This is a genomic window from Opitutia bacterium, assembly GCA_016217545.1.
GTDB lineage: Bacteria > Verrucomicrobiota > Verrucomicrobiia > Opitutales > Opitutaceae > Didemnitutus.
The window spans coordinates 238,003-264,087 of sequence record JACRHT010000011.1 but is presented as its reverse complement, the minus strand read 5'-3'; the positions used below and the strand labels follow the sequence as shown (position 1 = coordinate 264,087).

At 67.4% G+C, this 26,085-nt stretch carries 25 protein-coding genes, 1 tRNA gene and 1 pseudogene; 18 read left to right on the top strand and 9 right to left on the bottom strand.

The features are described 5' to 3' along the window. Positions 1-51: 51 nt before the first annotated feature. Together HZA32_06960 and HZA32_06955 are read left to right on the top strand one after the other, a co-directional pair. Positions 52-1,140 (top strand): glycosyl hydrolase 53 family protein, encoded by a 1,089-nt coding sequence (locus HZA32_06960; protein MBI5423809.1) that lies wholly within the window; start codon positions 52-54, stop codon positions 1,138-1,140. A 52-nt stretch (positions 1,141-1,192) separates the two neighbouring features. Next, positions 1,193-3,589, top strand: a complete 2,397-nt coding sequence (locus HZA32_06955) for a transporter substrate-binding domain-containing protein (GenBank protein ID MBI5423808.1) — start codon at positions 1,193-1,195, stop codon at positions 3,587-3,589. On the opposite strand, the gene HZA32_06950 is transcribed toward HZA32_06955, so the two are convergent. Next, a complete protein-coding gene (locus tag HZA32_06950) occupies positions 3,586-4,743 on the bottom strand; it encodes an iron-containing alcohol dehydrogenase (protein ID MBI5423807.1) in 1,158 nt (385 codons plus the stop codon). The two genes, HZA32_06955 and HZA32_06950, sit on opposite strands and share 4 nt — an antisense overlap. Positions 4,744-4,895: 152 nt before the next feature. On the opposite strand from HZA32_06950, the gene HZA32_06945 reads away from it, so the two are divergent. Further along, positions 4,896-5,060 carry a hypothetical protein gene (locus tag HZA32_06945; GenBank protein MBI5423806.1) on the top strand — a complete coding sequence of 55 codons (165 nt, stop codon included), beginning with the start codon at positions 4,896-4,898 and terminating at the stop codon, positions 5,058-5,060. A 3-nt stretch (positions 5,061-5,063) separates the two neighbouring features. On the opposite strand, the gene HZA32_06940 is transcribed toward HZA32_06945, so the two are convergent. Further along, entirely contained in the window at positions 5,064-5,450 is a 387-nt protein-coding gene (locus tag HZA32_06940; GenBank protein MBI5423805.1) for a DUF4260 domain-containing protein, read from the bottom strand. Positions 5,451-5,492: 42 nt separating this feature from the next. Then, positions 5,493-5,984 (bottom strand): YchJ family protein, encoded by a 492-nt coding sequence (locus HZA32_06935; GenBank protein ID MBI5423804.1) that lies wholly within the window; start codon positions 5,982-5,984, stop codon positions 5,493-5,495. 100 nt (positions 5,985-6,084) lie between these two features. Here HZA32_06935 and HZA32_06930 point away from each other — a divergent pair, with 100 nt between their 5' ends. From HZA32_06930 to HZA32_06905, 6 genes are all read left to right on the top strand, one after another. Continuing rightward, entirely contained in the window at positions 6,085-7,023 is a 939-nt protein-coding gene (locus HZA32_06930) for a phosphatidylserine decarboxylase (protein MBI5423803.1), read from the top strand. Between the two features lie 6 nt (positions 7,024-7,029). Then, positions 7,030-8,589 (top strand): amidase, encoded by a 1,560-nt coding sequence (locus HZA32_06925; GenBank protein MBI5423802.1) that lies wholly within the window; start codon positions 7,030-7,032, stop codon positions 8,587-8,589. A 73-nt stretch (positions 8,590-8,662) separates the two neighbouring features. Continuing rightward, positions 8,663-8,746: transfer RNA gene (locus HZA32_06920), tRNA-Leu, on the top strand. Between the two features lie 262 nt (positions 8,747-9,008). Further along, positions 9,009-9,419: a GNAT family N-acetyltransferase gene (locus HZA32_06915; protein ID MBI5423801.1), complete on the top strand. Its 411-nt coding sequence runs from the start codon at positions 9,009-9,011 to the stop codon at positions 9,417-9,419. 171 nt (positions 9,420-9,590) lie between these two features. Continuing rightward, a complete protein-coding gene (locus HZA32_06910) occupies positions 9,591-10,757 on the top strand; it encodes an MFS transporter (GenBank protein ID MBI5423800.1) in 1,167 nt (388 codons plus the stop codon). A 125-nt stretch (positions 10,758-10,882) separates the two neighbouring features. Beyond that, complete coding sequence (locus HZA32_06905; GenBank protein MBI5423799.1) at positions 10,883-12,253, top strand: hypothetical protein; 1,371 nt, start codon at positions 10,883-10,885, stop codon at positions 12,251-12,253. Between the two features lie 163 nt (positions 12,254-12,416). Here HZA32_06905 and HZA32_06900 read toward each other — a convergent pair. The 3 genes and pseudogenes from HZA32_06900 to HZA32_06890 all read right to left on the bottom strand — a co-directional run bounded on the left by HZA32_06900 (position 12,417) and on the right by HZA32_06890 (position 15,214). Further along, a pseudogene (locus HZA32_06900) lies at positions 12,417-12,605 on the bottom strand (hypothetical protein). Between the two features lie 366 nt (positions 12,606-12,971). Next, positions 12,972-14,126 (bottom strand): alanine racemase, encoded by a 1,155-nt coding sequence (locus HZA32_06895; GenBank protein ID MBI5423798.1) that lies wholly within the window; start codon positions 14,124-14,126, stop codon positions 12,972-12,974. A 134-nt stretch (positions 14,127-14,260) separates the two neighbouring features. Next, a complete protein-coding gene (locus HZA32_06890; protein ID MBI5423797.1) occupies positions 14,261-15,214 on the bottom strand; it encodes a pyridoxal-phosphate dependent enzyme in 954 nt (317 codons plus the stop codon). 101 nt (positions 15,215-15,315) lie between these two features. Between HZA32_06890 and HZA32_06885 the strand changes: the two genes are divergently transcribed. The 6 genes from HZA32_06885 (at position 15,316) to HZA32_06860 (ending at position 21,304) form a co-directional block, all read left to right on the top strand. Then, complete coding sequence (locus HZA32_06885; GenBank protein MBI5423796.1) at positions 15,316-16,044, top strand: hypothetical protein; 729 nt, start codon at positions 15,316-15,318, stop codon at positions 16,042-16,044. A gap of 61 nt (positions 16,045-16,105) precedes the next feature. Then, a complete protein-coding gene (locus HZA32_06880; GenBank protein MBI5423795.1) occupies positions 16,106-16,492 on the top strand; it encodes a VOC family protein in 387 nt (128 codons plus the stop codon). Positions 16,493-16,536: 44 nt separating this feature from the next. After that, positions 16,537-17,160, top strand: a complete 624-nt coding sequence (gene msrA / locus HZA32_06875; GenBank protein MBI5423794.1) for a peptide-methionine (S)-S-oxide reductase MsrA — start codon at positions 16,537-16,539, stop codon at positions 17,158-17,160. A gap of 268 nt (positions 17,161-17,428) precedes the next feature. Continuing rightward, positions 17,429-18,439, top strand: coding sequence for a glycosyltransferase (locus HZA32_06870; GenBank protein MBI5423793.1), 1,011 nt, complete (start codon positions 17,429-17,431; stop codon positions 18,437-18,439). Between the two features lie 74 nt (positions 18,440-18,513). Further along, positions 18,514-20,541, top strand: a complete 2,028-nt coding sequence (locus tag HZA32_06865; GenBank protein ID MBI5423792.1) for a S9 family peptidase — start codon at positions 18,514-18,516, stop codon at positions 20,539-20,541. A 55-nt stretch (positions 20,542-20,596) separates the two neighbouring features. Then, positions 20,597-21,304 (top strand): hypothetical protein, encoded by a 708-nt coding sequence (locus tag HZA32_06860; GenBank protein MBI5423791.1) that lies wholly within the window; start codon positions 20,597-20,599, stop codon positions 21,302-21,304. Here HZA32_06860 and HZA32_06855 read toward each other — a convergent pair. Then, positions 21,251-22,120 (bottom strand): hypothetical protein, encoded by an 870-nt coding sequence (locus tag HZA32_06855; protein ID MBI5423790.1) that lies wholly within the window; start codon positions 22,118-22,120, stop codon positions 21,251-21,253. The genes HZA32_06860 and HZA32_06855 overlap by 54 nt on opposite strands. Before the next feature lie 84 nt (positions 22,121-22,204). Between HZA32_06855 and HZA32_06850 the strand changes: the two genes are divergently transcribed. From HZA32_06850 to HZA32_06840, 3 genes are read left to right on the top strand one after another with little or no spacing between them, the layout of a single operon-like run. Next, positions 22,205-23,008, top strand: a complete 804-nt coding sequence (locus tag HZA32_06850; GenBank protein ID MBI5423789.1) for an Hsp33 family molecular chaperone HslO — start codon at positions 22,205-22,207, stop codon at positions 23,006-23,008. Between the two features lie 48 nt (positions 23,009-23,056). Further along, positions 23,057-23,632 carry a nicotinamide mononucleotide transporter gene (locus HZA32_06845; protein ID MBI5423788.1) on the top strand — a complete coding sequence of 192 codons (576 nt, stop codon included), beginning with the start codon at positions 23,057-23,059 and terminating at the stop codon, positions 23,630-23,632. Then, entirely contained in the window at positions 23,581-24,213 is a 633-nt protein-coding gene (locus tag HZA32_06840; GenBank protein MBI5423787.1) for an ATP-binding protein, read from the top strand. The genes HZA32_06845 and HZA32_06840 overlap by 52 nt, the downstream gene beginning before the upstream one ends. Before the next feature lie 15 nt (positions 24,214-24,228). On the opposite strand, the gene HZA32_06835 is transcribed toward HZA32_06840, so the two are convergent. After that, on the bottom strand, positions 24,229-24,957 hold the full coding sequence (locus tag HZA32_06835; GenBank protein MBI5423786.1) for a response regulator transcription factor: 729 nt from the start codon (positions 24,955-24,957) through the stop codon (positions 24,229-24,231). After that, positions 24,954-26,081, bottom strand: coding sequence for a histidine kinase (locus tag HZA32_06830; GenBank protein ID MBI5423785.1), 1,128 nt, complete (start codon positions 26,079-26,081; stop codon positions 24,954-24,956). Before HZA32_06830 ends, HZA32_06835 begins: the two co-directional genes overlap by 4 nt. Positions 26,082-26,085 lie beyond the last annotated feature (4 nt).

Genomic DNA, 26,085 nt, shown 5'->3' with positions numbered 1-26,085 from the left:
CGCGACTGCGCGTTTGTTTTCCGGCGGGCGGCGCGCTACGTTCGCCGCCGCATGAAGACGCTCCGCTGCCTCGCGTTTCTCGTCCTTGCCGTCGCGGCGTCCGCCGCCGAGCCATTCTACGTCGGAGCCGATCTCTCGTCGCTGCCGATCTACGAGGCGCGGGGCGCGAAGTTTTCGAAGCACGGTCGCGTCGCCGATGCGCTGACGCTGTTTCGCGCCGAGGGCCTGAACGGCGTGCGCCTGCGCTTGTTCGTTCACCCGAAGGCCGAAGGCATCGTCGACAACTCCCTCGACTACACGGTCGCGCTCGCGCGCCGCGTGAAGGCGTCCGGTGCGGCGTTCATGCTCGACCTGCACTACTCCGACACGTGGGCCGATCCGCAGAAACAGATCAAACCCGCCGCGTGGGCGAAGCTGCCATTCGACGAGCTCGTCGCGCAAGTCGGCGCCTACACGCGCGACGTGCTCGCGCGTTTCGAGCGCGAAGGATTGCGGCCCGAATTCATCCAGATCGGCAACGAAATCACCAACGGCACGCTCTGGCCCGACGGTCAGGTGAAGTTTGGTGCGCCCGCCGAGGAGGATGCCGCCGCGTGGTCGCGTCTCGCGCGTCTCCTGCGCGCCGGCATCGACGCCGTGCCGCGCGGTCCGGGCCAGCCGAAGATCATCCTGCACATCGAGAGCGGCGGAGACTTGGCGAAATCTCTTTGGTGGTTTCGCCACGCGTGCGAGGCCGGGCTCGATTACGACATCATCGGCCTGAGCTACTATCCCGATTGGCACGGCGGACTCTCGAATTACCGCCGCACGCTCGCGGCGCTCGCGGAGGAATTTCAAAAGCCGATCCAAGTGGTCGAGGCCGGCTATCCGTGGAAGACGGCGAAGAAGTGGACGGAGAAGGCCAACATGGATTGGCCGCTCACTCCGGCGGGGCAGGCGCAGTTTCTTCGCGACGTCGTCCAAGCGGTGCGCGAAATCCCGCGCGGGCTCGGGCGCGGCGTGTGGTATTGGCATCCCGAGTCCGTCCAACTTCCCGGCCATTACGCGTGGGAGGGCGGCACGTGCGCGCTCTTCGACGAGCGTGGCGAGATGCTCCCCGGCGCTCCGGCGCTCTTCGGCGGGGGCGAGCCGGGCCGCTGAGGTTTGCCAATGCCGGATTGAACCCGCGGGGTGTCGCCGCTTGGCTCCCGCAGTGCAGCTACCCCTCTGCCTCGTCGGTGTGTTTTGCGCGATCGCTTGTCTCGTGCCCACGGCGCGCGCGGACAGCGCCGCTGCGGCGGCCCGGCCGCGAGTGGGTGTGCTCACGGACAATTACCCGTTCTCGTTCGAGCAACCGGATGGGAAGGTGACGGGCTTTGTCTACGAGCTTACCGCGGAGATCGAGTCCGTGATGGCGTTGCGGTTCGAGCGTGCGTTGGGAACCACACGTGACATCCACCACCGTTTCGAGACGGGCGAGATCGAGTTGCTGCAGTCCTACGCGCGTTTTCCCGAACGCGAGCGTCGGATGGATTTTTCGGTGCCCTATTTGAAGATGACGGGCGCGCTCTTCGTCCGCGCCCGGGATTCCGCCATCGAGTCGCTCGACGATTGCCGCGGCCGAAAGGTCGCGGTGCACCGCGGCAGCCTGGGCGAGGCGATTCTGCGCCGCGCGAAACTCGAGGCATCGATCTACACGGTCGATTCGGTGGAGGACGGGCTCAAGGCGGTCGCGCGCGGCGAGGCTGATGCCACGCTCGTTGCCCGCCTCAGCGGCTCGGCGCTGGCTCATCACCTCGGGCTGACGGACCTGCGGGCGGTCGACAGCGACGTGCCGGGCTACGAGATCGAATACTGTTTCGCCGTGCAGAAGGGCGACGCGCGGCTGTTGGCGCAGGTGAACGAAGGGCTCGCGATCCTCGCGCGCACCGGGCGGTTCGATCGGCTTTACCGGAAATGGTTCGGGCACATCGAGCCGGCGCGCTACTCGGCGCAGGACGTGACGATGGTGGTGGCGATCGGCCTCACCATCGCGTTGGTATTCGCGTTGTGGACCGTGTGGCACCTACGGCGTCTCCAGGCGCGACTCTCGCGTCAGGCGGAGGAATTCCGCGCGGTCTTCGACGGCGCGCACAGCGGCCTGCTCGTGCTGGAACCCGATGCGGAACAGCAGCTGCGCATCCGGCAGATCAACCCCGCGGCGCGCTCGCTGCTCGTGCCCGACGGTGGTCAGGCGGAAGGAATGCGCTTCGGCGTCCTGCTCGGCGCCGAGGCCGCGCTCGAACGCGAGGTGCGGCGGGCCTCTTCGCAAGCGGACGTGCGCCGCTTTCACTACGAAAAATCGCAGGGCTCCGGTTGGTGGCACGTGTCGGTGGGGCCGCTCGGCCGCTCGCTGCTGGTTGCGGTCGAGGACGTAACGGAGCAGGTGCGGGCGCGCGAGCAGCTGGCGCAACAGGAGAAGCGCCTGCTCGAAACGCAGAAGCTCGAGGCCATCGGCCGGCTCGCGGGCGGCATCGCACACGATTTCAACAACGTTCTCACCGCCGTGCTCGGCCACGCGGAACTGAGCCTGATGTCGCTCCCGGCGGGGCGTCCGGAAGTCGAATCGATGCGCCAGATCATCCATGGCGGCCGCCGCGCGCGCCAGCTCGTGCAGCAGATTCTGGCTTTCTCCCGCCGGTCGGGCGCGACGCGCCAGCCGGTGCCGGTGCTGCCGTTGGTCGCGGAGACGATCGACTTCCTCCGCGTGCTCGGGCGCGGGGGCATAGAGCTCGAGCACGATGTGGCGGCCAAACTCCCCGCCATCCTCGCGGATCCGACGCAGGCGCACCAGGTGTTGATGAACATCGGCACCAACGCCGTGCAGGCGATGCAAGGCGTGGGTGGGCATGTCACGTTCACCGCCGAGGCGGTCGAGATCACGGCATCCGCCCGACCGCCGGTCGACTCGCTCGAACCGGGGCGCTATGTCCGCATCGGCATCCAGGACGACGGCCCGGGGATGACGCCCGAAGTCGTGTCGCGCATCTTCGAGCCGTTCTTCTCGACCAAGGCGCCCGGCCACGGCACGGGCCTGGGCTTGGCCGTCGTGCATGGCATCATGCAGCAGCACGGCGGCGCGGTGACGGTCTTCAGCCAGCCGGGACGCGGCACGCTGTTCAACGTCTTCTTCCCCGTCGCTCCGGCCGACGACGAGGCCGCGGTTCGTCCGCCGGCGGAAATCCCGCGCGGCAAGGGCGAACAGATCCTGCTGGTCGACGACGACGTGGCGGTGGTCAGCGCCGTGCGTCAGATCCTCGTGCAACTCGGCTACCGCGTCACCGCTTTCGAGCGGCCGAGCGCCGCGCTCGCGGAGTTCGAGGCACGGCCGGCGGATTTCGCGCTCGTGCTCACGGACCTCACCATGCCCGGGATGACCGGCCTGCAACTGATCGCGCGCATCCGCGCGTGGAAACCGACGCAGCCCGTGCTGATCGCCAGCGGTTTTTTCACCAACGCGGAGGAACTCGAGGCGGGCAAGCTCCGCGTGACGCGCCTGCTGCACAAACCGCTCTCGTTTGCGCAGCTCGGTGAAGCCGTTGCGACCGCCCTCTCGGTTGCGAAGAACTAGGCCGCGGCGCGGAGGATTTGTTCGACCTTGGCGGGCGTGATCAGCCCGCGATCGCCGAACGCCGACAGGCCGCGCGCGGCGAGGCGGCGCGAAACTTCCGCGGCGACGGCGACGGGCACATGGTAGTCAGCGAGGCGCGTCTTGATGCCGATCGATTCGTAGAAGGCGCGCGTCTTCTCGATCGCGGCGTCGATGCGCGCGTCCTCGCTGCCGTCGCGCAAGTCCCAGACGCGTTCGGCATATTGGAGGAGCTTGGCGCGCTTGGCGGTGCGCTCGACTTGGAGCAACGACGGCAGCACGACCGCGAGCGTGCGCGCATGGTCGATGCCGTGCAGCGCGGTGAGTTCGTGGCCGATGATGTGCGTCGCCCAGTCCTGCGGCACGCCGACGGAAATCCAGCCATTCAGCGCGGTCGTGGCGGCCCAGACGAAGTTGGCGCGCGTGTCGTAGTCAGTCGGGTTGGCGAGTGTCTTCGGGCCGATCTCGACGAGCGTGCGGAGAATGCCCTCGGCGAACCGGTCTTGCACCGCGGCCTGCGCGGGGAAGGTGAGGTATTGCTCGATGACATGGCAGAACGCGTCGCCGATGCCGTTGGCGACTTGGCGCGCCGGGAGGGAGAACGTCGTTTCCGGATCGAGCACCGAGAAGCGCGGGAAAACGTGCGGCGAGATGAACGCGAGCTTCTCCTTGAGCGCGCGGCGCGAGACGACGGAGGCGCCGTTCGACTCCGAGCCGGTGGCGGGCAGCGTGAGCACGGCACCGATCGGCAGCGCGGCGGTGACGCGCGCGGCGCGCTCAGTGAGGATCGTCCACGGATCGTGCGGATAGAGCGCGGCGGCCGCGACGAACTTCGCGCCGTCGAGCACCGAGCCGCCGCCGACCGGCAGGATCCAGTCGAGTTTCTCCGCCTTCACGATTTCCACGGCACGCATGAGGGTGTCGTAGTCGGGGTTCGCCTCGACGCCCCAGAACTCCTTCACGACGCGCGAGCCAAGCGCCTTCACGACCTGCGCATGGACGCCGTTTTCCTTGATGCTGCCGCCGCCGGCCAGCAGGAGCACACGGGCATCGGCGGGGAGTTCGGTGGCGAGTCCGGCAATCTGGCCGCGGCCGAAGAGGATGCGAGTGGGGTTCTGGTAAACGAAATTTTCCATGGCGCGGACGCTAGGCGCGAACGATGCGCGATGCAAACGGCGAAGCCGTCACACGGGCGGGCGCGGCGTTGTTCCATGGGAGGCTTTTGGGTCTTTCGTGACGCGGGGCGGTTGCCCTTGAAACTTTCCGGCGTGGTCCGCTCGAATGCGCCATGCATCGCACGCCTGACGACAGTTCCGGCGCGGCCGACGGTGTGTTTGCGCCGCTGCTGGTGGCGTGCCTGACGGCCTACGGCGTGGCCGAGGCGCTCGGCAACACGCCGATCTACGAAGCGCTGCGGTTGCGCAGCCGCCCGCCGACCGAGGCGACCGCGTGAGGTTCAACGCTCCCGGCCGATCCGCCCGAGATGAGTGAGCTGGAATCCGTCCGCCGATTTCAGCCCGTAGCCGAGCGCGCGATCGAAGCCGATGTGCGCGCACCAAATCAGCGCGATGCCCAGCAGGTCGCGCGAAAACGGAAGGTTGTTTCCGAGGCCCATGCTCAGGGCGACGACGATGCCGGGCAGCAGGTAGGAGTGGGCGACATTGTAGCAGCGCGCGCCGGCCCGCGGGCCCGCGGCGTAGCCGATCATCGAGAGATCAGGGACGAGGAAGAGGATCCCGAACCAGAGCCACGGAAACTGGAAATGGCGGTAGAACGCCGCCGCCAGCACGAGGGCAATCAACCCTTCCGCGCGCAGCCACAGGCGGGCAAATGAGGTGTCCATGCCGGAAACCCAGCAGGCCACGCGCGTCGCGTCAGCGGCAAATTACGCCGCGGCGCCGCAGCACTTCTTGTATTTCTTGCCGCTGCCGCAGGGGCACGGGTCGTTGCGGCCGACCTTCGGCTGCTCGCGACGGTAAGTCGTGCCCGGGCCGTTGACCTGGCCGGTGTAGACCCAGCGGCCGTCCTCGCGACCGAAGAGGGCGATCTCGAAATGTTCGTGTTCCTCGCCCTCCATCTTGAACTTCGCGGTAAACTCGACCGCGCCGATCTTGTCTTCCGCGCCGCCCTGTTCGGTGCGGGAGATGGTGAGGCCGAGCCACTCGGATTGCTCGGACCACTTCTTGGCTGCCGCGGCGTCGAAGGTCTTGCGCTGGTCGGCGCTGAGCGAGCGCTCGAGGTGACCGATCTCGTGTTTGACGTGCGCGGTGTAGCGCGAGCGCATCAGCGCTTCGGCGGTGGGCGCGGGGGCGCCGGCGATGATCGGACCGCAGCAGGCATCGAAGTTCAGACCGGAACCACAAGGGCAGAGACTCATCCCCGGAGGTTAGCCGGGGAGGGGGCCCGGAAAGCAATCCTCAATCGCTCGGCACTTTCTTCCTTTGCCTCGCGCCGGGTTTGGGTGAACTTGGCCGCGCATGCCGTCGCCGTCCGAGGAACCCATCCGCTATTTCCATCGCGCGAAGCGCGTCGTCGAGACCGAGACCGTCTACGGCGAAAAATGGCTGCGCTGGACCTATGGCGGCTCCGTCGGCCGGCTCTCGCTCGAGCTGCTCGTGAAGCGCGCGTGGCTCTCCCGCTATTACGGCTGGCGGATGTCGATGGCGGACAGCACGCGCCGCATCCTGCCCTTCATCATCGAATACGGGCTCGATGTGGACGAGTTCGCGAAGAGCCCGTTCGTCTTCAAGTCGTTCAACGAGTTCTTCTATCGCGGCCTCAAGGAGGGCGCGCGGCCGATCGCCGCCGCGGCCGACGATCGCGTGGCGGTCTTGCCGGCGGACGGGCGCCATCTCGCGTTCCAGAACGTCGACGGCGCGGCGGGTTTCTACGCGAAGGGCCAGCGGTTCGACCTCGCGTCATTTCTCGGCGAAGCGCATCTGCCGGAGGAGAAACGCGTGCTCTCGCGGGAGTTTGCCGGCGGCTCGCTGCTTATCTCGCGGCTCTGCCCGGTCGACTACCACCGCTTCCACTTCCCCGTGAGCGGCACGCCCGCCGACGCGCGCTTGATCAACGGCTGGCTCTACTCCGTCTCGCCGATCGCGCTGCGCCGCAATCTCGCCTACCTCTGGGAAAACAAGCGCATGGTCACGCTCGTCGACTCGCCGGCCTTCGGCCGCGTCGCCGTCTGCGAGATCGGCGCGACGATGGTCGGCACGATTTTCCAATCCTACGTGCCGGGTCGCGCCGTCGCGAAGGGCGCGGAGAAAGGCCTGTTCCGCTTCGGCGGCTCGTGCGTCGTGACGATTTTCCAGCCCGGCCGCATCACTTTCGACCGCGACCTCGTCGAGCAGAGCGCGAATCAGCTCGAGGTTTACGCGCGCATGGGCGAGCGGCTGGGCGTCGCGACACGCTGATTTTCCATGAAACGTCTCGTGCTGGTGTTCCTCGCATCGGTCGCGCTGCTGCGGGCTGACTTTCGCTGGGCCGAAAAATCCATCGCCGAACTCCAGACCGAGATGGACGCGGGCCGCGTGACCGCTGAGCAGCTCACGCAGGACTACCTCGCGCGCATCGCCGAGATCGATCGCGCCGGACCGAAGCTCAACTCCGTGCTCGAGTTGAATCCCTCCGCACTCGCCATTGCGCGCGAACGCGACGCCGAGCGCCGCGCCGGCACGGTGCGCGGGCCGCTGCACGGCATTCCGTTCCTTGTGAAGGACAACCTCGACACCGCGGACCGCATGCAGACGACCGCCGGTTCGCTGGCGCTCGTCGGACAGAAGGTCCCGCGCGACGCCCATGTCGTGGCGCAGCTGCGTGCCGCCGGCGCGGTCTTGCTCGGCAAGGCGAACATGACCGAGTGGGCGAATTTCCGCGGCAACAATTCGAGCAGCGGCTGGAGCGGCCGCGGCGGACAGACGCGCAATCCCTACGCGCTCGACCGCAATCCGTCCGGCTCGAGTTCCGGTTCCGCGGCGGCGGTGTCGGCGAACCTGTGCGCGTTCGCCATCGGCACGGAGACGAACGGCTCGATCGTCTCGCCGGCGTCGGCGTGCGGCGTGGTCGGGTTCAAGCCCACCGTGGGACTCGTGAGCCGCGACGGCATCATTCCCATCGCGGCCTCGCAGGACACGGCCGGTCCGATCACCCGCAGCGTGGCGGACGCGGCGCTCGTGCTCGCGGCGATCGCCGGTGCCGATGCGCGCGATGTTGCGACACGTGAAATCCCGGCGGGCGCGCTCGGCGAACTTGCCGCGTCCTCCTTGCCCGCGCACGCCTTGCGCGGCGCCCGCATCGGCGTGGTGCGCGGGCCGTTCGGCATCCCGGTCCGACTCGATGCGGCGCTCGATCGCCTCGTCGAGCAGCTGCGCGCTGCCGGCGCCGAGGTGACCGACAACGTGAAGATCGCCACGCTCGGCAAGTTCGGCGGCGCGACCTACGACGTGCTTTCCTACGAGTTCAAGGATGGCCTGAATCGCTATCTCGCGGAGCCGGGCCGCGTCACGCCGATGAAGAATCTCGCCGACGTGATCGCTTTCAACGAGGTGCACGCGGCGGAGGAGATGGCCTTCTTCGGCCAGCAGGACCTCATCGTGGCGGAAAAACGCGGACCGCTCACGGAGAAGACCTACCTCGACGCGCTCGCGACCTGCCGGCGACTCGCGCGCACGGAAGGACTCGATGCGACTTTTGCGGGAGGGAACTTCGACGCGCTCGTGATGCTCACGCGCGGTCCGGCGGCGCTGACGGATCACGTGCTGGGCGAAGGCAGCGCCGGCGGCAGCTCGACGATGGCGGCCGTGGCCGGTTATCCGAGCGTGACCGTGCCGGCGACGGACGTGTTCGGTTTGCCGATCGGCGCTTCGTTCGTCGGACGCGCGTGGGACGACGCGAAACTGCTCGCTCTTGCCGCCGATTTCGAGGCACTGACGCGCGCGCGGCGTGTGCCGGAGTTTTGGCCGACAGCCAAAGTCCCGTGAGCGGCGCGGCGACGAAACGGCTCTTGCCTTCATCTTTCCGCAATCCGAAATCCTCAACTCGCAATCGGTTCACGCTCGGGTGATGGAATGGCAGACATGCGGGTCTTAGAAGCCCGTGACGCAAGTCGTGTGGGTTCGAGTCCCACCCCGAGCACCACTTGCGCGACGGGCGAGCCGCGATGCCGATCCGGCATGAACCCAAGACCACGGCGCATGCCCGTGGCACAGGAGATTGACAGCGGGCGAGGCGCCGTGTGCGTTCGCCGGCGATGAACGCCGAGCAACAGGTCCTGACGCGCGGAGGAAATCGGTTGGTGGTGCGTGCGCTCCGCGCCGGCGATGCGGCGGAGTTCGGGCGATTCCTTGAAGGACTGGGAGCGGTCACGCGATCGTTCTTCGGGCCGCATCCGCTCAATGCCGTGGAGGCCGCCCGGCTGTGCGCGGCCCAACCGGAAACGCAGGCGCGCCGCATCGTGGCAACGGCGCCGGGCGGGCGGATCGTCGGCTATTTCATTCTCGAACTCGGATGGCGCGAGGAAGACGCGGCGCGCTACCGGGCTCGTCGCCAGGAGGTGGATATCGCGCGACCCGCGACGCTGGCGCCGGTCATCGCGGACGATTGGCAGGATCGCGGCGTCGCTGGCGCGGCGTTTCCCGCGGTGGTCCAGATGGCGCGTGCCGCGGGCTGCGACCGTCTCGTCCTCATGGGCGGCACCCAGAAGCGCAACGCGCGCGCCGTGCGCTTCTATTTGCGAGAGGGATTTCAGCCGCACGCCGAGTTCGAGCATCCGCCGGGCATTTGGAACATCGACATGTCGCTGCCGCTGTGAGTGGCGTCGCGTGCCGGGGCTTCCCGGGAATTTCTCCGGCCCAACGCAGCTAGAACAGGCGGGCTCCTTGACTCAGGCCGGCGGCTCGCGGCTAGTGGCTGTTGCATGAGTCCACGCCCGACCCGCGCCACGGAAAGCGCGCCGACCTCTTCTGCTGCCCACGCGACGGTGATGAACGTCCTGTTCGCCCTGAGCGTCGCGCACCTGCTGAACGACACGTTCCAGGCGATGCTGCCGGCGATCTATCCGCTGCTGAAGGATTCGTATCACCTGACGTTCACGCAGATCGGACTCATCACGCTGACCTACCAGCTGACCGGCTCGCTGCTCCAGCCAGTGGTCGGCTACTACACGGATCGGCGGCCCCAGCCGTTTTCGCTGCCTGTGGGCATGAGCTTCACGCTCGGCGGCATGGCGGTGCTGTCGCAGGCGCATTCGTTTCCGCTCATGGTGCTCGCGGCGGGCATGATGGGCGTGGGTTCGTCGGTGTTTCACCCGGAAGCGTCGCGTGTGGCGCGCATGGCGTCGGGCGGGCGGCACGGTTTTGCCCAATCGCTTTTCCAGGTCGGCGGCAATTTCGGGACTTCACTCGGGCCGCTGCTCGCCGCGGCGATCATCATCCCGCGCGGTCAGGCGCACATCCTGTGGTTCACGCTCGTGGCACTGGGCGGCATCGCGCTGCTGGCGCGGATCGGCAAATGGTATCAGGCCAACATGCACCGGTTGAAGACGCGGCCGCTCGCGCACGGCGATTTCGAGCCGGTGAAGCTGAGTCGCGGCAAAGTCGCGTGGGCGCTCGTCGTCCTCGTGGCGCTGATCTTCTCGAAATATTTCTACCTGATCAGCCTGACGAACTACTACACGTTCTACCTCATCGGAAAATTCGGCGTCTCGGTGCAGTGGTCGCAGGTTTACCTGTTCGTGTTCCTGTTTGCCGTGGCGGCGGGCACGATCATCGGCGGGCCGGTGGGCGATCGCATCGGGCGCAAGCGCGTGATCTGGATCTCGATCCTCGGCGTGGCGCCGTTCTCGTTGCTGCTGCCGCACGTCGGACTCGCGGGCACGGTCGTGCTGACGATCTTTATTGGCCTGATTCTCGCGTCCGCGTTTTCGGCGATCCTCGTCTACGCGCAGGAACTCGTGCCGGGCAACGTCGGCCTCGTGGCCGGATTGTTCTTCGGCCTGGCGTTCGGCGCGGCCGGCATCGGTTCGGCGCTGCTCGGGCGCCTCGCGGACCACACGAGCATCGCGAGGGTGTTCGATCTCGCGGCGTGGTTTCCGTTGATCGGCTTGCTCACGGCGTTCCTGCCGGAAGTCGAAGTGCGGCGCGCGAAGTGACGGCGCGCGGGAGTATTTCCTGAGACGGACAGTTCGTTCGCGAGAATTTGCGGTGGCGGGCGGCGGAGCGGCGCGGGATTCTTCGCGCAACCCCAACCCCTTGTCCCATGACGATTCGCGCTCTCGTGCTGTTGGCCAGTATCGTTGCGTCGCTTTGCGTGCCCGTCGTGGCGCACGCGAAGATCGGCGATCGGTTTCCCTCGGAGAAGAAGGTGGTGATCGATCCGGTCACGGGCGTGCCGCTGACGTTCCTCACGAGCACGCCGGCCGGTGATTCGAAGATCTACCCGACGCACCGGCAATGGACGGCGGACAGCAAGTGGGTCGTGTTCCGCTCCAATCGGGTGCGCGGGGAGGCGATGGCGGTGAACGAGGAGATCGGTGCGATCGTGCAGATCACCGAAGGCGGCTACATCGGGATGCTGTGCCTCGCGCAGCACGCGATGAAGATGTATTTCTTCCGTCCCGAAGGCGGTGTGCGGCCGCCGCCGGAGCGTCGCGCCGAGGGCGAAGCGCGTCCGCGTGGCGAACGCGGTCCGGCGCGCCCGTCGCAACTCATCGAGGTCGATCTCGCGAAGCTCTTCGCCGACAGCGAGGCCGGCCGCGTGACGCAGGCGGCGGACTACGAGCGCGTGTGCGGCACGATCCCGCTCGAGTGGGGCGCGGGTGGCGATCTCGCGATCGATGCCGCCGAGGACGTGGCGTATTTTCGCGTGGCCAAGGAGGAGGCCGCCAAACACCTGCCGCCCGACGCGAAGATCGAGCCGAACTTCGGCCCGCGCAACATGGGCGCGGGTCCGACCGGGCTCGGCCGCATGGACCTCAAGACCGGCGCGTTGCAGTTCCTCGTCGCGGTGCCGTTTCAGATCGGCCACGTGCAGACGAATCCCTGGGTGCCGGGTGAAATCGTTTTCTGCTGGGAGACCGGCGGCAAATCCCCGCAACGCACGTGGACCGTGCGCGGCGACGGCACGGGCCTGCGGCCGCTGTTTCCCGAGGCGCCGTGGGATTGGGTCACGCACGAGGCGGTGATCACGAAGGACGAAGTGGCCTTCGCGCTGATGGGCCACCGCGCCCCCGGCACGAACGACGCCTGGGGACCGTCCGGCACACGCGAGCACCCGACCGGTCTCGCCATCGTGAATCTCCGCACCCGCGAAATGCGCATTGCCGGCCAGACCAAGCGCGGCAGCGGCCTCTGGCACGTGCACGGTTCGCCCGACGGGCGCTGGGCAGTGGGCGACGATTTCGGGCGCAACCTCTATCTCATCGATCGCACGAACGACGAAATGATTCTCCTCTCCGCCGGCCACAAGGCTACCGCGGCCGATCACGTGCACCCGACCTTCAGTCCCGACGGGACGCGCATCGAGATCGAGTCGGCCATGCTCTCGGCCGACGGCCACGCGATGAACATCTGCATCGTGCCCGTGCCGGAGGCGTTTTTGAAGCGCACGTATCCGAAGCCGGCGCCGCTCGTGCGGGAAAATCCCTGAGCGACGCCGCGCCGCGGGAGGCTCGCGCACGCCCACGCTCCACGCCGCGCGTCCTGCACCGAACGCGCGGCGGGGCGTCCTATGGCTAAACTCAGGCGGCAGCTGAGGCGCCGGCGAACATCCGCAAGATCACGTCACCGCCCGGTAATTGGGCGAAGAACGCGTCGCGACGCTGTCGGGCCTCGTGCAGGTTCGCGGTCTTCAGCGACGCACGGATGCGCTGCTTGGTGAACGGATCCGGAAACAGCGTGTAGTGAATGAACCACGTTCCGTTGTTGTTGAAGAGGTGGTGATTCGGCCCGCCCGAGTTCGCCTGCGGGCGAGTCGAGAGGCGGGGGAAGCCCGGGTGCACGCGCGCGGCGGGAGTCTGGGCTTCAGCGTTCAGGGTAACGACGGGAGCGGTGGCGGTGTTCATGGGAGAAAAACAAAAAGGCCGCCCTGGATTGGGCGGCCTGTGATTTGGAAAGGGGATTTAGGTTGGAGACTAAATGCTGTTACAGGGCGCCCGTGAGTGTTCGCGTAATAGCTTTCGACGTGGCATACCACGGCGTAAGCATCAGCGAGACGTTGGAGCGGACCTGCATCATTTAAGGTTCACGAGAACTACGGGCGCGGCGGCGCACGTCAATCTCGCGTTTCTGGCTATGACAGGAAGTCGGCGACCGGGAATCAGACCCGTGCAGACCTCGCGCTTGGGTGGAAGTGCAGCGCGTGCGGCTCACCAACCGTTCACGCGCGGCCACTCGGCGACGAGGTCGCGGCTGCCGTTGACGACGAAGTAGCGGTCGTGCGCGGCGGCGGTCGGGCAGGCGTGGTTCGGCAGGATACGCAGGCGTGTGCCGATCGGAAATGCCTCGGGCGCGAGCGGATGGTCGCTGACGACGAGGCCGTGTTCCTGCCAGGTGCGCTGCACGCGCAGGCCGGAGAGCAACTGTCCGTCGAGGTCGCACACGAAACCGTAGCCGGCATTCTTCTCCGACGACAGCGCGGCGGTCGCGGTGTCCTTCGAGAGCGCGAACGAACCGGCATCGATCAGGAACTCGTTGGGCCGATGCGCCGGGCGGCCGATCACTTCCGTGAGCACGCTGAGCGCGATGTCGTCGTAGCGGCACGCGCCGATGCCGGCTTGGTAGCAGTCCCAAAACATGTAGACGCCCGCGCGCAGCTCGGTGATGCCGGTGAGGTCGGCGGCGGCGATGGCGGTCGGGCTTGAGCCGAGGCTGAGCATGGCGCAGGGAAAACCGGCAGCATGCAGGCGCGCGGCGGCGGTGCGCAGCGCGTCGGCTTCGAGTGCCGCCACGCGGGCGAAGCCGGCCGCGTCGCGCTCGTTGTAGGAAAACCCGCCGTGCGTCGCGACTCCGGCGAAGAGCGGCCCGAGTTCCTGCGCGACGAGCACCAGCTCGTTGCTCTCCGGCGGCACACCGCCGCGCCGGTCGCCGCTGTCGATCTCGATCAACGCGCGGAAGGTCACGCGTTCGGCTTGCGCGCATTCGCGAAGCGCGCGCGCGGAGGCGACGTGGTCCACGATGACCGCAAGGTCCACGCCAGCGTGCGCGAGCGCCGCGGCGCGCGACAGTTTTCCGGGACCGAGGCCGACGGCGTAGAAGATGTCGCGCCAGCCGTGGTAGGCGAAGTATTCGGCTTCGCGCAGCGTCGAGACCGTGATCGCACCCGCGGGAGGCGGCGCGGCGAGGTGGCCGATGTCGGCGCTCTTCGCCGTCTTGAGGTGTGGACGGAAGCGCACGCCCTTGATCGCGGCGGTCGCGGCCATGTGCGCGAGATTGCGCGCGAGTTTGCCGCGTTCGAGGACGAGGCAGGGCGTCGAGAGTTGCTCGAGCGAGCTGGAGGGGCGCGAGGGGAAGACGGAACTCATCGCGAATGCGGGCCGGGGAGGATTGGAACCACGAAGGTCACGAAGGAAGAAGAGTAAAACATGGATTTCGGGCGCGTGATCATCGGTGCGATAGAACGCTTCGTGAGCTTCGTGCTCTTCGTGGTGAATCGCAGCTAGGTTTTCAGCCAGGGAAGTTTTTCGAGGTCGACGTTGCCGCCGGTGAGAATGAGGCCGACGCGCTGGCCGCGGACGTCGAGGCGGCCGGATTGGATCGCGGCGAACGGCACGGCGCAGGACGGCTCGATGACGATCTTGAGGTTTTCCCAGAGCGTGCGCATCGCGGTGACGATGGCGTCCTCGGAAACGGTCACGATGTCGTCGACGTGTTGCAGAATGAGCGGGAGGTTGCGCTGACCGGTGACGTTGGTGCGCAGGCCATCGGCGATCGTGTCCGCGTGCGCGATGCTGATCGGTTTCTTGGCGCGGAAGGATTGCGCGACGTCGTCGGCCGCGGCGGGCTCGACGCCGACCACGCGGATGCCGGGTTGCGCGCCCTTGGCGGCGACCGCGGTGCCGCAGAGAAGTCCGCCGCCGCCGACGGGACACAGCACGAGGTCGAGCGCGCCGGCTTGTTCGAGCAGTTCGAGCGTGGCGGTGCCCTGGCCGGCCATCACCGCGTAGTCGTCGAACGGATGCACGAGCACGGCGCCGGTCTCGGCGGCGATGCGCGTGCAGGCGGCTTCGCGCGCGGTGAGGTTGGGTTCGCAGAAAACGATGCGGCCGCCGTAGCTCTCGACGTTGCGGATTTTCGTCTGCGGCGCGTTGTGCGGCATGACGATGAAGCCGGGGATGCCGCGCAATTTCGCCGCGCGGGCCACGGCCGCGCCGTGGTTGCCCGAGCTGTGCGTCACGACGCCGTGGGCGGCTTCGGCGGTGGAGAGTGCGAAGACGGCGTTGGCGGCGCCGCGCGCCTTGAACGCGCCCATCGCCTGCAGGTTCTCGCACTTGAAGAACAGGGATGCGCCCGCGGCGGCATCGAGCGCGTCGTTGGCGAGGACCGGCGTGAGTTTCACGTGCGGAGCGATGCGGGCGCGGGCGGCGCAGATGTCGGAAAAGGTCAAAGACATGCGGCGCGGGCAGGATTGCGCGGCACTTGGCGCGGTGCAAGCGGTGAGCGCGGGCGGGTGCGGCGTTGACTCGGGAAATGCCCGACCCAGTTTCGCGCGTCGTGAATCCCACTCCCTCGGAAAATGAGCTGACGTCCACCGCCCCGGATTGGGAAATCTGGAAACCGCGCCTGCGCGTGCCGGATTGGCTGCGGGACAATCCCGGCCTCGTCCTCTCCGTGGTCTATCTGCTGCTGTCGGTGGTCGGACTGCTTTACCAGTTCCTGTTCTTCCGGCGCTTCAAGCTCAACGTCCTCGAGTTCAGCGACGCGGCGGATTTCCTCATGGTGGTGGTGCGTGAGCCGCTCACGGTCGCGATGGCCTCCCTGGGGCTGGTTTTCTATTGGGGTTACATGTGGAGCTCGCTGCGCGCGGCGGGCTGGTTTTTCCGGCGCTGGCCGCGGTGGCGGAAGGACCCGGTGAAACTCGCGGCTTCCCGCGAAAAGGCGCGCAGGATGGTGCCTTCGGCTCAAGTGCTGTTCATCGGGACGTATGCGGTGTTGTTCACCTTGCTGTATTCCACGTGGCAGGCGAATCGGGCCCGCGAGGGCGATTTCCCGCGCGTGACGGTGCAGTTCAAGAACGACGCGGTCGCGCAGGCGGCGCCGTTCGAAGCCACGCTGCTGGGCACGACCTCGCGGTTCGTGTTTCTCTATCGCGCGGAGACGAATCGAGCCGAGGCGCTGCCGTTCGATGCGATCGCGCAGCTCAGCTGGGACGCGCGGCGGCGGAGCGAGCGCGAGGCGAAGCCGAAGTCGGCGCCCGCCTCGACCGAGCCGGAAAAGAAGTGAACGAAGCGCCGGGCGAGAGCGCGTTTGCGTTTGGGCGGGGCGCGCCTACGTTCCGCGGCCCATGGCAGTCCAAAAGCTTCTCCACACCCGGATGCGCGTGAACGACATCGAGCGCACCGTGAAATTCTACGAAGACGCACTCGGCCTGAGGGCCACGCGCCGCCACACCTCGCCGCGCGGGGCGCAGCTGGTCTTCCTCGCCACGCCGAACAGCGACGAGGAAATCGAGATCTGCCAGATGCCGCCCGGCGCGCCCAGCGTGCAGGTGCAACCCGACCTCATGCACCTCGCGTTCGAGGTCGCCGACTTGGCGGCGTTCGAGGCAGAGCTGAAGAAAAAGGGCTACACACTGAGCGACGGCCCGACGAAGACCGGTAGCGGGTCCGTGATCGCCTTCATCGACGCTCCCGAGGGCTACGAAGTCGAACTCATCCAACGCGCCATGTGACGCGTAAGGAATAGGGCGGGGCGCTCGCGCCTCTCCCTTTCAACATGAATCGCCTTTCCACGTTCCTGACCGCGCTCGCGGTCGCTTTTCTCATGACCACGAATTCCTCCTCCGCGGCCGCTCCCGCCGGCCAGACTGAAACCGCCGTCTTCGCCTCGGGCTGCTTCTGGTGCACCGAGGCCGTGTTCGAGCACGTGCCCGGCGTGAAGAAGGTCACCAGCGGCTACACCGGCGGCCACGTCGCAAATCCGACCTACAAGCAGGTGTGCGAGGGCGACACCGGCCACGCCGAGGCGACGCGCATCGAGTTCGATCCGGCGGTCGTCAGCTACGCCCGTCTGCTCGAGATTTTCTTCGAGTCGCACGACCCGACGACGCTCAACCGCCAGGGCGCCGACGAAGGCACGCAGTATCGCTCGGCGATCTTCTACGCCAACGACGCGCAGAAGGCCGCGGCCGAGGCGGGCAAGAAAGCCGCGCAAAAGGATTTCGACGACCCGATCGTCACCGAGATCGCGCCGCTCGGAAAGTTCTACGAGGCCGAGGACTACCATCAGGACTATTTCAAAAACAACCCGCACGCCGGCTACTGCTCCTTCGTGATCAAGCCGAAGGTGAAGAAGCTCCAGTCGAAGGGTGTGATCGCGCCCGACCGCACGGTGAAGTGATGGTCCGGCACGGCGCGCCAATTTCGCCGTTCCAACTGGATCGCCACGCCCGCCCGAGGCCGGAGTCGGGCAATCGCGGTGGAGCGCGTTGACCTCAACGCGCTGTTCGCGAGCGAGAATTCATGAGCGCGTTGGGGTCAACGCGCTCCACCTTCGCGGCGATGGTTCCGGCCGCCGGGGTGATTCCGACCGCGTTGCCGCTGCTTCCTCCTTTCGGCTTACGCGTGAAAGCTGGCGCTTGGTGCGGCAAATTATCTAACTTCGCGCCATGCCCCTCGTCTCAGTCGTGATGCCCGCTCGCAACGCCGCCGCCACGGTGGCGCGCGCGGTGGCGAGCATCCAAGGTCAGACCTTCCGCGATTGGGAACTCGTCGCGCTCGACGACGGCTCGAAGGACGCCACGCGCTTCATTCTGATCGAAATGGCGCAGCTCGACCCGCGCATCCGCGTGCTGCGCACCAAGGCCGGCATCGCGGGCGCGTTGAACGCCGGCATCGCGGCCGCGGCGGGCGAGTTCATCGCGCGCATGGATGCCGACGACGAGATGCTGCCCGAGCGGCTGGCGAAACAGGTCGCTTTTCTCCAGACCAATCCCGATGTCGGCGTCGTTGGCTCGTGCGTCGAGTTTGGCGGCGATCCCGTGAAGGCGGCCGGTTACGCGCTGCACGTCGAGTGGGTAAACTCGCTGCTCACGAGCGAGGAGATCACGCTGAACCGTTTCGTCGAGTCGCCCTTCGCGCATCCGAGCGTGATGTTTCGCCGGCATCTGGTCGACGACCACGGCAACTACCGCGACGGCGATTTTCCGGAAGATTACGAGCTGTGGCTGCGCTGGATGGACGTGAACGTGAGGATGGCGAAGCTGCCCGACACGCTGCTCACGTGGCACGATTTGCCGGAGCGCGCGTCGCGCACCGACCCGCGTTACTCGCCGGAGGCGTTCTACAAACTCAAGGCGTTCTGGCTCGCGGAATGGTTGAAGCGCGAGATCGAGCTGCCGCGCACGATCTGGATTTGGGGCGCGGGCCGACCGACGCGGCAGCGGGCCGCGCACCTCGCGGAGCACGGCGTGAAGATTGCCGGCTACATCGACATCGATGCGAAGAAGACCGGCAAGAAGGTGGGCGGCGTGCCCGTCATCGCGCCGGCCGATCTGCCGCCGCGCGAACAGAATTTCGTGCTCGGCTACGTCGGCACGCGCGGCGCGCGCGACTACATCCGCACGCAGTTGACCGCCACCGGCCGGCACGAAGGTCGCGATTTCCTGATGTGCGCTTGAGGTGGGCGTGGCCGGCGCATGGGCGCTTGCGTGGTTTTGCGCGAATCTCTTTTTTCAGGAGCCACACATTCCTGATGAAGCGAATCCTGATTGCCTTGGTGGCGGTTGCTGGCGCGTGGGGCTGCGCGCAGGCCGCCGAGAAGAAAATGGCACCGGTGCCGGCGGAGCAGCTGTTCCGCCTCTACCGGCACAACGAGATGAAGCTGTCCCCGAACGGCCGCTACCTCGCCAGCATCATTCCCTACGAGCACGAGAAGCACGACCGCCGCACGATTCTGGGCGTGTTCGATCTCGAAACGAAGAAGACCAAAATCCTCGTGAACGATCCGTCGGCGTGGATGCGCAATTTCGACTGGGTCGGCGACGAGCGCTTGCTCGTGCGCTACTGGGACAACGGCCCCGCGCTCATGGCTCTCAACGCCGACGGCTCCGACCGCGTGCAAATCCAGGCGCCGCCGGGGCGCCTCGAGCGGCTCGAGCCGGCGTGGTTGCTCGTGGGCGCGCAGGTGGTGCATCCGTTGATCGATCAGCCGGACGAGGTGCTGATGGCTCAGACGCTCGCCCTGGATTTCTCGCCCGACCGCCTTTCCTACTGGCGCAAGGATCGGCATCGCGAGGTCGGGCTTTACCGCGTGAACACGCGCACCGGCCAGATCACCACCGTGGTGCCCGATCCCGAGATGACGTTCAACTGGCTCTGCGATCGGCGCGGCAAGCCGCGTGTGGCGTTGAGCCTCGATCGCGCGGCGTTCGACGAGAGTTTCCGCTGGAAAGACCGCGCGCAGATGCCGCAGCTGCACGTCTACTGGATCGACGACGACGGCAAGCCGGAGCTCATCTTGGATATCCGGGCCCGCCTCACCGAGGCGTTCGCGCTCATCGGAGTGGAGGACGGCGGGACGTCGTTTCTATTCCGCGCGCGGCAAGGCGGCGATCGCGCGGCGGTCTGGCGCTACGACCGCGCGACGCGTGCGATTTCCGGGCCGGTGTTCGAGAACGCGGCCGTCGATCTCGGCGATTCGATCAGCTCGCCCCTGGACGCGGGCCTGCATGCGATGCTCGTGCCCGATGGGCGCACGAAGGTGCACTACTTCGACGCGGGCTTCGCGAAACTGCAGCCCGTGATCGACGACGCGTTGGGAGAATTCGTGAACGTCGTCAGTTCCTGGGATCGCTCGCGTCGGCGCCTGCTGATCGAGAGTAAGTCGACTCGCGAGCCCGGTCGCTACTATCTCTTCGACCAGCAAACCGGCGATCTCACCGCGGTGTTTTATCGCGGTCCCTGGCTGAACGATTGGAAGCTGGCGGAAAGCCAGCCGGTCACGATCCAAGCGCGCGATGGCGTGAAGCTCGCCGGTTATCTCACGCTCCCGCCCGGCGCCGACAGCACGAAGAAGCTGCCGTTCTTCCTGCTGGTGCACGGCGGGCCCCACGGCATCCGCGACCACTTCGAATTCAATCCCGAGGTCCAGTTCCTCGCGACTCGCGGCTACGCGGTGTTGCAGGTGAACTACCGCGGCTCGGGCGGTTACGGCCACGCGTTCGACGAACTCGCCGTCGGCGAATACGGCCACAAGATGCAGGACGATCTCACGGACGCCGCGCAGTGGGCCATGGCGCGCGGCGTTGCCGATCCGGCTCGATTGGGAATCATGGGCGCGAGCTATGGCGGCTACGCCGTGTTCCGCGCGCTGACGCGGGAGCCCGAACTCTTCAAGGTCGGCGTGTCGATGTTCGGTCCGTCCGACATGGCGCGGCAGATCGCCTATTTTCGCGACGATCCCCGGTTCGCCTACGCGTTCACCTTGTGGTCGCGCCGAGTCGGCGATCCCGAGAAGGACAAGGCCGCCCTCGATGCCGTCTCGCCGCTCTACGACGTCGGACGGATTCGCGCCCCGATGTTCATCGTCTACGGCGACAACGATCCGCTCATTCCCTACGCGCAGTCGGCCGATTTCGTGCGCGCCCTGCGGGCGGCGAAAAAGGACTTCGTGCGCTACGCGCCGGAGCGGGAAGGCCACGGCATCGAGGATGAGGATGCCCGCGTGAAGATCTACCAAGCCCTCGACGAGTTCCTCGCGAAGCGTTTTCCCGCGCGGTAGACGCGCGGCGGAATTTGGCTTCCGGCGGTCGCCGTGCGCTCCTACAAAGCGCCCCGTGTCTCGCGGAGAAACGGAATCCCACGCCCGCCTGAAAATCCTCACGCTCGCCTGGGCGCGGGCGAACGGTTTCGCGCAGGCGGCATGCGAGGTGCGCGTGCCGCGCAGCGGCTTCCGCGCGGACGTGGCGGCGCTGGAGTCGGCGGACGCAGGCGGCGTGGCGGTGTTCGAGTGCAAGCAGTCGCGCCCGGACCTGTTGAAGGACGCGCATGACGAGACGCACACGCGCACGGCCGCCGTCGCGCTCGAGGAGCGGCGGGCGGCGCTCGAGGCGATGCTCGCGGTGCACCGGCCGGAGTGCCGGCAAGGCGATGCGCTGTGGCCGGAGTTCGACACGTGCGACTTCAGCCGCGTCGAGCACCGCACCTACGCGCGCGTGCGGCGCGAGCTGGTGACGCTGCAACGCCGCGTGCGCGAGGGCACGAAGTTCTCGCGGATGACGCGCTATCGTTGCGCGGACTTCCTGTGGCTCGTGGTGGAGCCGGATATTTTTGCCGAGGCCGAGGTGCCGCCGCGTTGGGGACTGCTCGTGCGCGCGGGCGACGCCTTGGTTGTGCGGCGACCGGCGGAGCGGCTCGAGGCGGCGCCGGCGCAGCGCGCGGCTTTGCGGCGGTGCTTGGAGCGCGTGCTGGCGCGGGCCGAGGGACGCGAATCAGCGCTGCTCGCCGAGGACGGCGCTCACCTCGACGAGCTCCACTTCGGGTGAGGCGAGCGCGGCGTGCCGGAGGATCGGCACGTGACCCGCGCCGATGATGAGGACGATGCGGTCTTCGGGGCGGGCGGCGAGTTTCAGGAGGTTGGCGAAGATGCGGAGATTCCGGCCATACCAGTAGGCGACGAGGTTGTCGGCGCCCCAGTAGTTGTCGCCCGCGCCGGCGCGGAACATGCCGGTGAGGTAGTGCCCGTGTCCGAGCATGAGGCGGGATTCGGAGTTTTGATAGAGGAGCGTCTCGCGCAGGGGTCTTTGCGTCTTGGCCTCGTCGTCGGCGGCGTAGAGCGCGGCGAATTTCTTTTCCCAGGGCGAATCGAACAACGCCTCCTCGCCGTGGCGCGCGGCGTAGGCGCGGAAGTCCTCGATCTTCTCCGGGAGTTCGGCGTAGGCGCGGCCCTGGGCGTCGACGCAGTCGAGCTGCTTGAGTCCGGCGGCCTGGCCGAGACGAAAGCCGAGCTGGTAGATTTCGTTCTCGCGATCGGCGATGGAGAACTCGCCGGCGAGGAACTTCGTGTAGCGGTCGTTGATCGACGCGCTGTCTTCGGCGCCGATCTCGAGCGCGACGTGAGTGGGGCGAAAGGCGGCGAGGCGCGCGACCACGTCGGCGATTTCCTTTTGTCGAGCCGGAGCGAGCGCGCCGAACGAGTGCTTCGGCTTGTAGCCGTCGAGGCCGGCGTCCTTGAAGTGAAAGCTGCCGAGCAGCAGGAGCTGCGGCTTCGGGGCATCATCGCCCGGCAGGCGGGGGCCGCCCACCGGAGCGGCGAGCAGCGATGAGGTCGTGACGAGGAGAAGGGCGAGCGCGCGGAGCATGCGGCCTATAACATTCGAAGGGCCGGCGAAGTTACCGAAAATTCGACCACTTGCCTTTATGGCGCGACGGTTACACTCCGCGGCATGTCCGAATCCACACCCGAGCCGGTCAACGGCGCTGAAATCATCACCGAGTTCGTGCGGCATCGCAATGTGCTGATCACGCGCGGCGACTTGAGCCCGCTGTTCGTGGATTACTACCTGCACCTCGCGGACAACCACCTGAAGCCCGCGCCGGAGCACGATCGGCGGTTCAAGCAGGCGCTGGCGGCCTTCGCGCTGCATTGCGCGTCGCGGCCGCGCTTCGAGCATCTGGCGTGGACGATCGGGTTGCAGGATCCGCGGCTGAATCTGTTTCTCACCGGCGACAATGAGGACTGCACCGTGGCGGGCCGCATTTTCACGGAGAATGTCCGCGAGGCGGAGAAGAACGTTTTCTATTCCGACCTGATGCCGCGGCGTGGCGCGGAGAAGCGGCGCAGCGTCGTGAACTTCGAGGGCGCAGACCTGTTTCAGGCGGCGGAGCACTACTACGCGACGAGCGAGCAACGCATCGCGCGCTACTTCGACCTCGGCGAGGACCAGTTCGCGATGCTGGTCTCGCACCCGGATTGCGACGAGGCGTGGCTCAAGCAGGTCGACACGGCGGCCGTGAAGACGTTGGCGCAGACCGAGACGGTCTCGCGCATCGAGCGCCGGGCGTATCGCTGGCACTGCGGTTGCACGCAGCAGAAAATCATGGGCGCGCTGGCGCCGGCCGTGCGCGGCGGGCTCGAGGAACTCTTCGGCGAACAGGAGTCGATCCACGTGCAATGCCCGCGCTGCGCGGCCGCGCACGTTATCACGCGCGAGGCGATGGAGGCGTTTCTCGCAGCGACCAAGAAGTAGCCGCGCGCGGCTCTGGACAACCCGCCGGCCCGCCGCCACCGTGCGCGCATGAGCGTTTGGGAAATCCTCGGCACCGTGCTCGGCGTCATCGGCGTGTGGCTGATGATCCGCGAGAATATCTGGGGCTGGCCGGTCGGGCTGGTGCAGGTCGCGGTCTACGGCTGGGTGTTTTTCGACGCCAAGCTCTACTCGGATGCGATCCTGCAGGCGTGTTTCTTCGCCGTTCAGGCCTACGGCTGGGCGCATTGGTTGCGCGGCAAGCACACGGCGGCGCACAGCGAGTTGCCGGTGACGCGGCTCGCCGCTGGCGCGATCGCGGGCTGGTGCGCGGTCGGCGCGGTGGCGACGGCGGCGTGGGGGACGTTCATGCATCGCACGACGGACGCGGCGCTGCCGTATTGGGACGCGTTCATTCTCGTGTTCAGCCTCATCGCGCAATGGCTGCAGGCGCGGAAGATTCTGGAGAACTGGGCGGGCTGGATCGTGGTGAACACGGTCGCCGTCGGCGTGTATTGGGCCAAGGACCTGCGGCTGACGGCCGGGCTCTATGTGATTTTCTGGGCGATGGCGGTGTGGGGCTGGCACGCGTGGCGGCGCTCGATGCCGCAGGAGGCGCGCGCGTGAGCGAGGTGTTGCGCATCGCGGTCTACGGACCGGAGTCGACCGGCAAAACCGAACTCGCGGCGAAGCTCGGCGCGCATTTCGGCGCGCCGGTCGTGGCCGAGTATGCGCGCGAACATTGCGACGCGCAGGGCGGCGTGCTCGGGCTGGAGGACATGGTGCCGATCGCGCGCGAGCAGTGGCGGCGCGAGGACGAGGCCGTCGCGCGCGCGGCCGGGCAATTTGCCGTATTACGGCAAATTGGAGCGAGTGCCCGGCCGCTGGTGATCTGCGACACGGACGCGCTGACGACGATGTTGTGGAGCGACCTGCTTTACGGGACGACGCCGGACGAGGTGCGGCGCGGCGCGGAGAAACGCTGCCGCAACTACGCGCTCTACCTGCTGCTCGACACCGACGTGCCGTTCGCGCCGGATCCGCAGCGGTGTTTCCCCAATCCGGAGGATCGCGAGAAATGCCGGCGTGTCTGGCACGGCGCGTTGGAGCGACGGCACCTGCCTTACACGTGGATCCGCGGCGATTGGGCCGAGCGCGAGCCCGCGGCGATCGCAGCGGTGGAGGAATGCCTGCGCGGCGGGCGTTGAGCGGCGCGGCGGCTTCTAGAGCGAGAGGCGTTCGCGGAAGAGCTGGGCTTGGCGGCGGGAGAACTCGACTTCGGTGCCGTCGTCGAGCGTGGCCTTCAGGCTGCCGCTGAACCAGGGCTCGATGCGGCGGATGCAGTGGCGGTTGACGAGTTGGGAGCGATTGGCGCGGAGAAAGAGCGTGGCGGGGAGACGCGCTTCGAGGGAGACCAGCGTGCGATAGAGCGTGATCTCGCCGTCGGCGTAGGCGATGCGCGTGTGGTTGTCGTTGCCTTCGAGCAGGCGGATTTGCCGGACGGGTCCGAACCAGCAGCGCTGCTCGTCGCGGAGGAGAACCTGGTCGTCTTCGCGGAGCTTGGCGATGGTGGGCGCTTCGGCGGGGGCGGGCGTTTCGCTGGTGAGGCCGGCGGCGCGCCGGTAGGCGGCTTCGAGGCGTGCGGGGACGATGGGTTTGAGGAGATAGGCGAGCGCGTTGACTTCGAAGGCGCGGAGGGCGTGCTCGTCGTAGGCGGTGACGAAGATGATCTCGGGGAGCGGGGCGCGCAGGCGGGCGAGCAAGTCGAAGCCGGTGCCGCCGGGCATCTCGATGTCGAGAAAGACGAGGTCGGGGCGGGTTTCCGCGAGGAGGCGGAGCGCTTCGGGAACGTTGGCGGCCTCGCCGACGATGTCGGCGTCGGGGAAATCGGAGAGGAGCCCGCGCAGTTCTTCGCGGGCGAGGCGTTCGTCGTCGACCAGGGCGATTCTCATGCGGAGGGGAGGATTTCGGGACGCGGGGAGGGGAGCCGGAGGCGCGCGACCACCAGGCCGGATTCCTCGATCAGGTCGAGCTCCGCGACCGGGCCGTAGAGGTGGGAGAGCTGGGAGCGGAGGTTTTGCAGGCCGACGCCGGTGGAGCGCGTGGTGGTGCGCAAGGGACCGGGATTCGAGACCGTGAGTTCGAGCTGGTTGCCGACGCGGCGCGAGGTGATGGAGACAGTGCCGCCTTCGGGGCGCTGAGCGATGCCGTGGTTGACGGCGTTTTCCACGAGGGATTGGACCGCGAAGGGGGGCACGAGCCAGCCGAGGGTGGCGACGTCGATCTGCTGGGTGCTGCGGAAACGCTGTTCGTGGCGCATGGTCTCCAACGCGAGGTAGTGGTCGACGATCTCGAGTTCCTCGGCGAGCGTGACGACGGGGCGGTCGCCGAGGCGCAAGGCGGCGCGCAGGAGCTCGGAGAGCGAGGTGACGGCTTGGCGCGGCTGGGGCAGGTGACGCGGGACGAGCGCGCGGATGGTGTTGAGGGAATTGAAGAGGAAGTGCGGATTCAGCTGCGCCTTCAGCGCGCGCAACTCGGCCTCGCGGATCTGACCGATGAGGCGGAGGCGTTCCTCGGTGTTGTCACGGGTCTGGTTGTAGAAGAGGTAGCCGAAGTAGAGGCTGAGCCAGAAACCGATGAAGAAGAGGCTGCGCGTCACCATGTCGAGGTAGTCGGTGAGCCCGCTGTCGTGGACGAGTTTGCCGGCGGCCAGCTCCGCGCTGTAGAGGTGCACGGAGAGGAGGCTCATCGCCCCGCCCAACGCCACACTGCCCACGAGCCAGCAGGGCACGATGCGGGCGACGAACTGGCGCGAAGTGAGCGGCCGGCGGCGGAAGAACAAGAGCGTCACCCGCAACGTGTGCGTGATCAGCATCCCGAGCGCCGCCACGCCGATGTTCTCGATGAGCGCCCTGCTGTCGAACGGCTCGGAGGAGACGAAGCTCTGGGTCGCGAGCAGGATGAACCCGCCCCAACCCAACATCTGCGCGAACCAGTAGCGGCGCGTGCCCAGCCAGCGGCGGCGCCACGGATGCGTGGCGGAGCTGATCGGTTGCAAGTGGAGCAGGGCGGACAACGGG

Coding starts and splice junctions, on each gene's coding strand:
- HZA32_06835 (MBI5423786.1), bottom strand. CDS start 24,957: ATGAGAATCGCCCTGGTCGACGACGAACGCCTCGCCCGCGAAGAACTG.
- HZA32_06950 (MBI5423807.1), bottom strand. CDS start 4,743: ATGGAAAATTTCGTTTACCAGAACCCCACTCGCATCCTCTTCGGCCGC.
- HZA32_06960 (MBI5423809.1), top strand. CDS start 52: ATGAAGACGCTCCGCTGCCTCGCGTTTCTCGTCCTTGCCGTCGCGGCG.
- HZA32_06895 (MBI5423798.1), bottom strand. CDS start 14,126: ATGAGTTCCGTCTTCCCCTCGCGCCCCTCCAGCTCGCTCGAGCAACTC.
- HZA32_06870 (MBI5423793.1), top strand. CDS start 17,429: ATGCCCCTCGTCTCAGTCGTGATGCCCGCTCGCAACGCCGCCGCCACG.
- HZA32_06945 (MBI5423806.1), top strand. CDS start 4,896: ATGCATCGCACGCCTGACGACAGTTCCGGCGCGGCCGACGGTGTGTTT.
- HZA32_06880 (MBI5423795.1), top strand. CDS start 16,106: ATGGCAGTCCAAAAGCTTCTCCACACCCGGATGCGCGTGAACGACATC.
- HZA32_06850 (MBI5423789.1), top strand. CDS start 22,205: ATGTCCGAATCCACACCCGAGCCGGTCAACGGCGCTGAAATCATCACC.
- HZA32_06940 (MBI5423805.1), bottom strand. CDS start 5,450: ATGGACACCTCATTTGCCCGCCTGTGGCTGCGCGCGGAAGGGTTGATT.
- HZA32_06845 (MBI5423788.1), top strand. CDS start 23,057: ATGAGCGTTTGGGAAATCCTCGGCACCGTGCTCGGCGTCATCGGCGTG.
- HZA32_06865 (MBI5423792.1), top strand. CDS start 18,514: ATGAAGCGAATCCTGATTGCCTTGGTGGCGGTTGCTGGCGCGTGGGGC.
- HZA32_06935 (MBI5423804.1), bottom strand. CDS start 5,984: ATGAGTCTCTGCCCTTGTGGTTCCGGTCTGAACTTCGATGCCTGCTGC.
- HZA32_06925 (MBI5423802.1), top strand. CDS start 7,030: ATGAAACGTCTCGTGCTGGTGTTCCTCGCATCGGTCGCGCTGCTGCGG.
- HZA32_06930 (MBI5423803.1), top strand. CDS start 6,085: ATGCCGTCGCCGTCCGAGGAACCCATCCGCTATTTCCATCGCGCGAAG.
- msrA (MBI5423794.1), top strand. CDS start 16,537: ATGAATCGCCTTTCCACGTTCCTGACCGCGCTCGCGGTCGCTTTTCTC.
- HZA32_06910 (MBI5423800.1), top strand. CDS start 9,591: ATGAACGTCCTGTTCGCCCTGAGCGTCGCGCACCTGCTGAACGACACG.
- HZA32_06855 (MBI5423790.1), bottom strand. CDS start 22,120: ATGCTCCGCGCGCTCGCCCTTCTCCTCGTCACGACCTCATCGCTGCTC.
- HZA32_06890 (MBI5423797.1), bottom strand. CDS start 15,214: ATGTCTTTGACCTTTTCCGACATCTGCGCCGCCCGCGCCCGCATCGCT.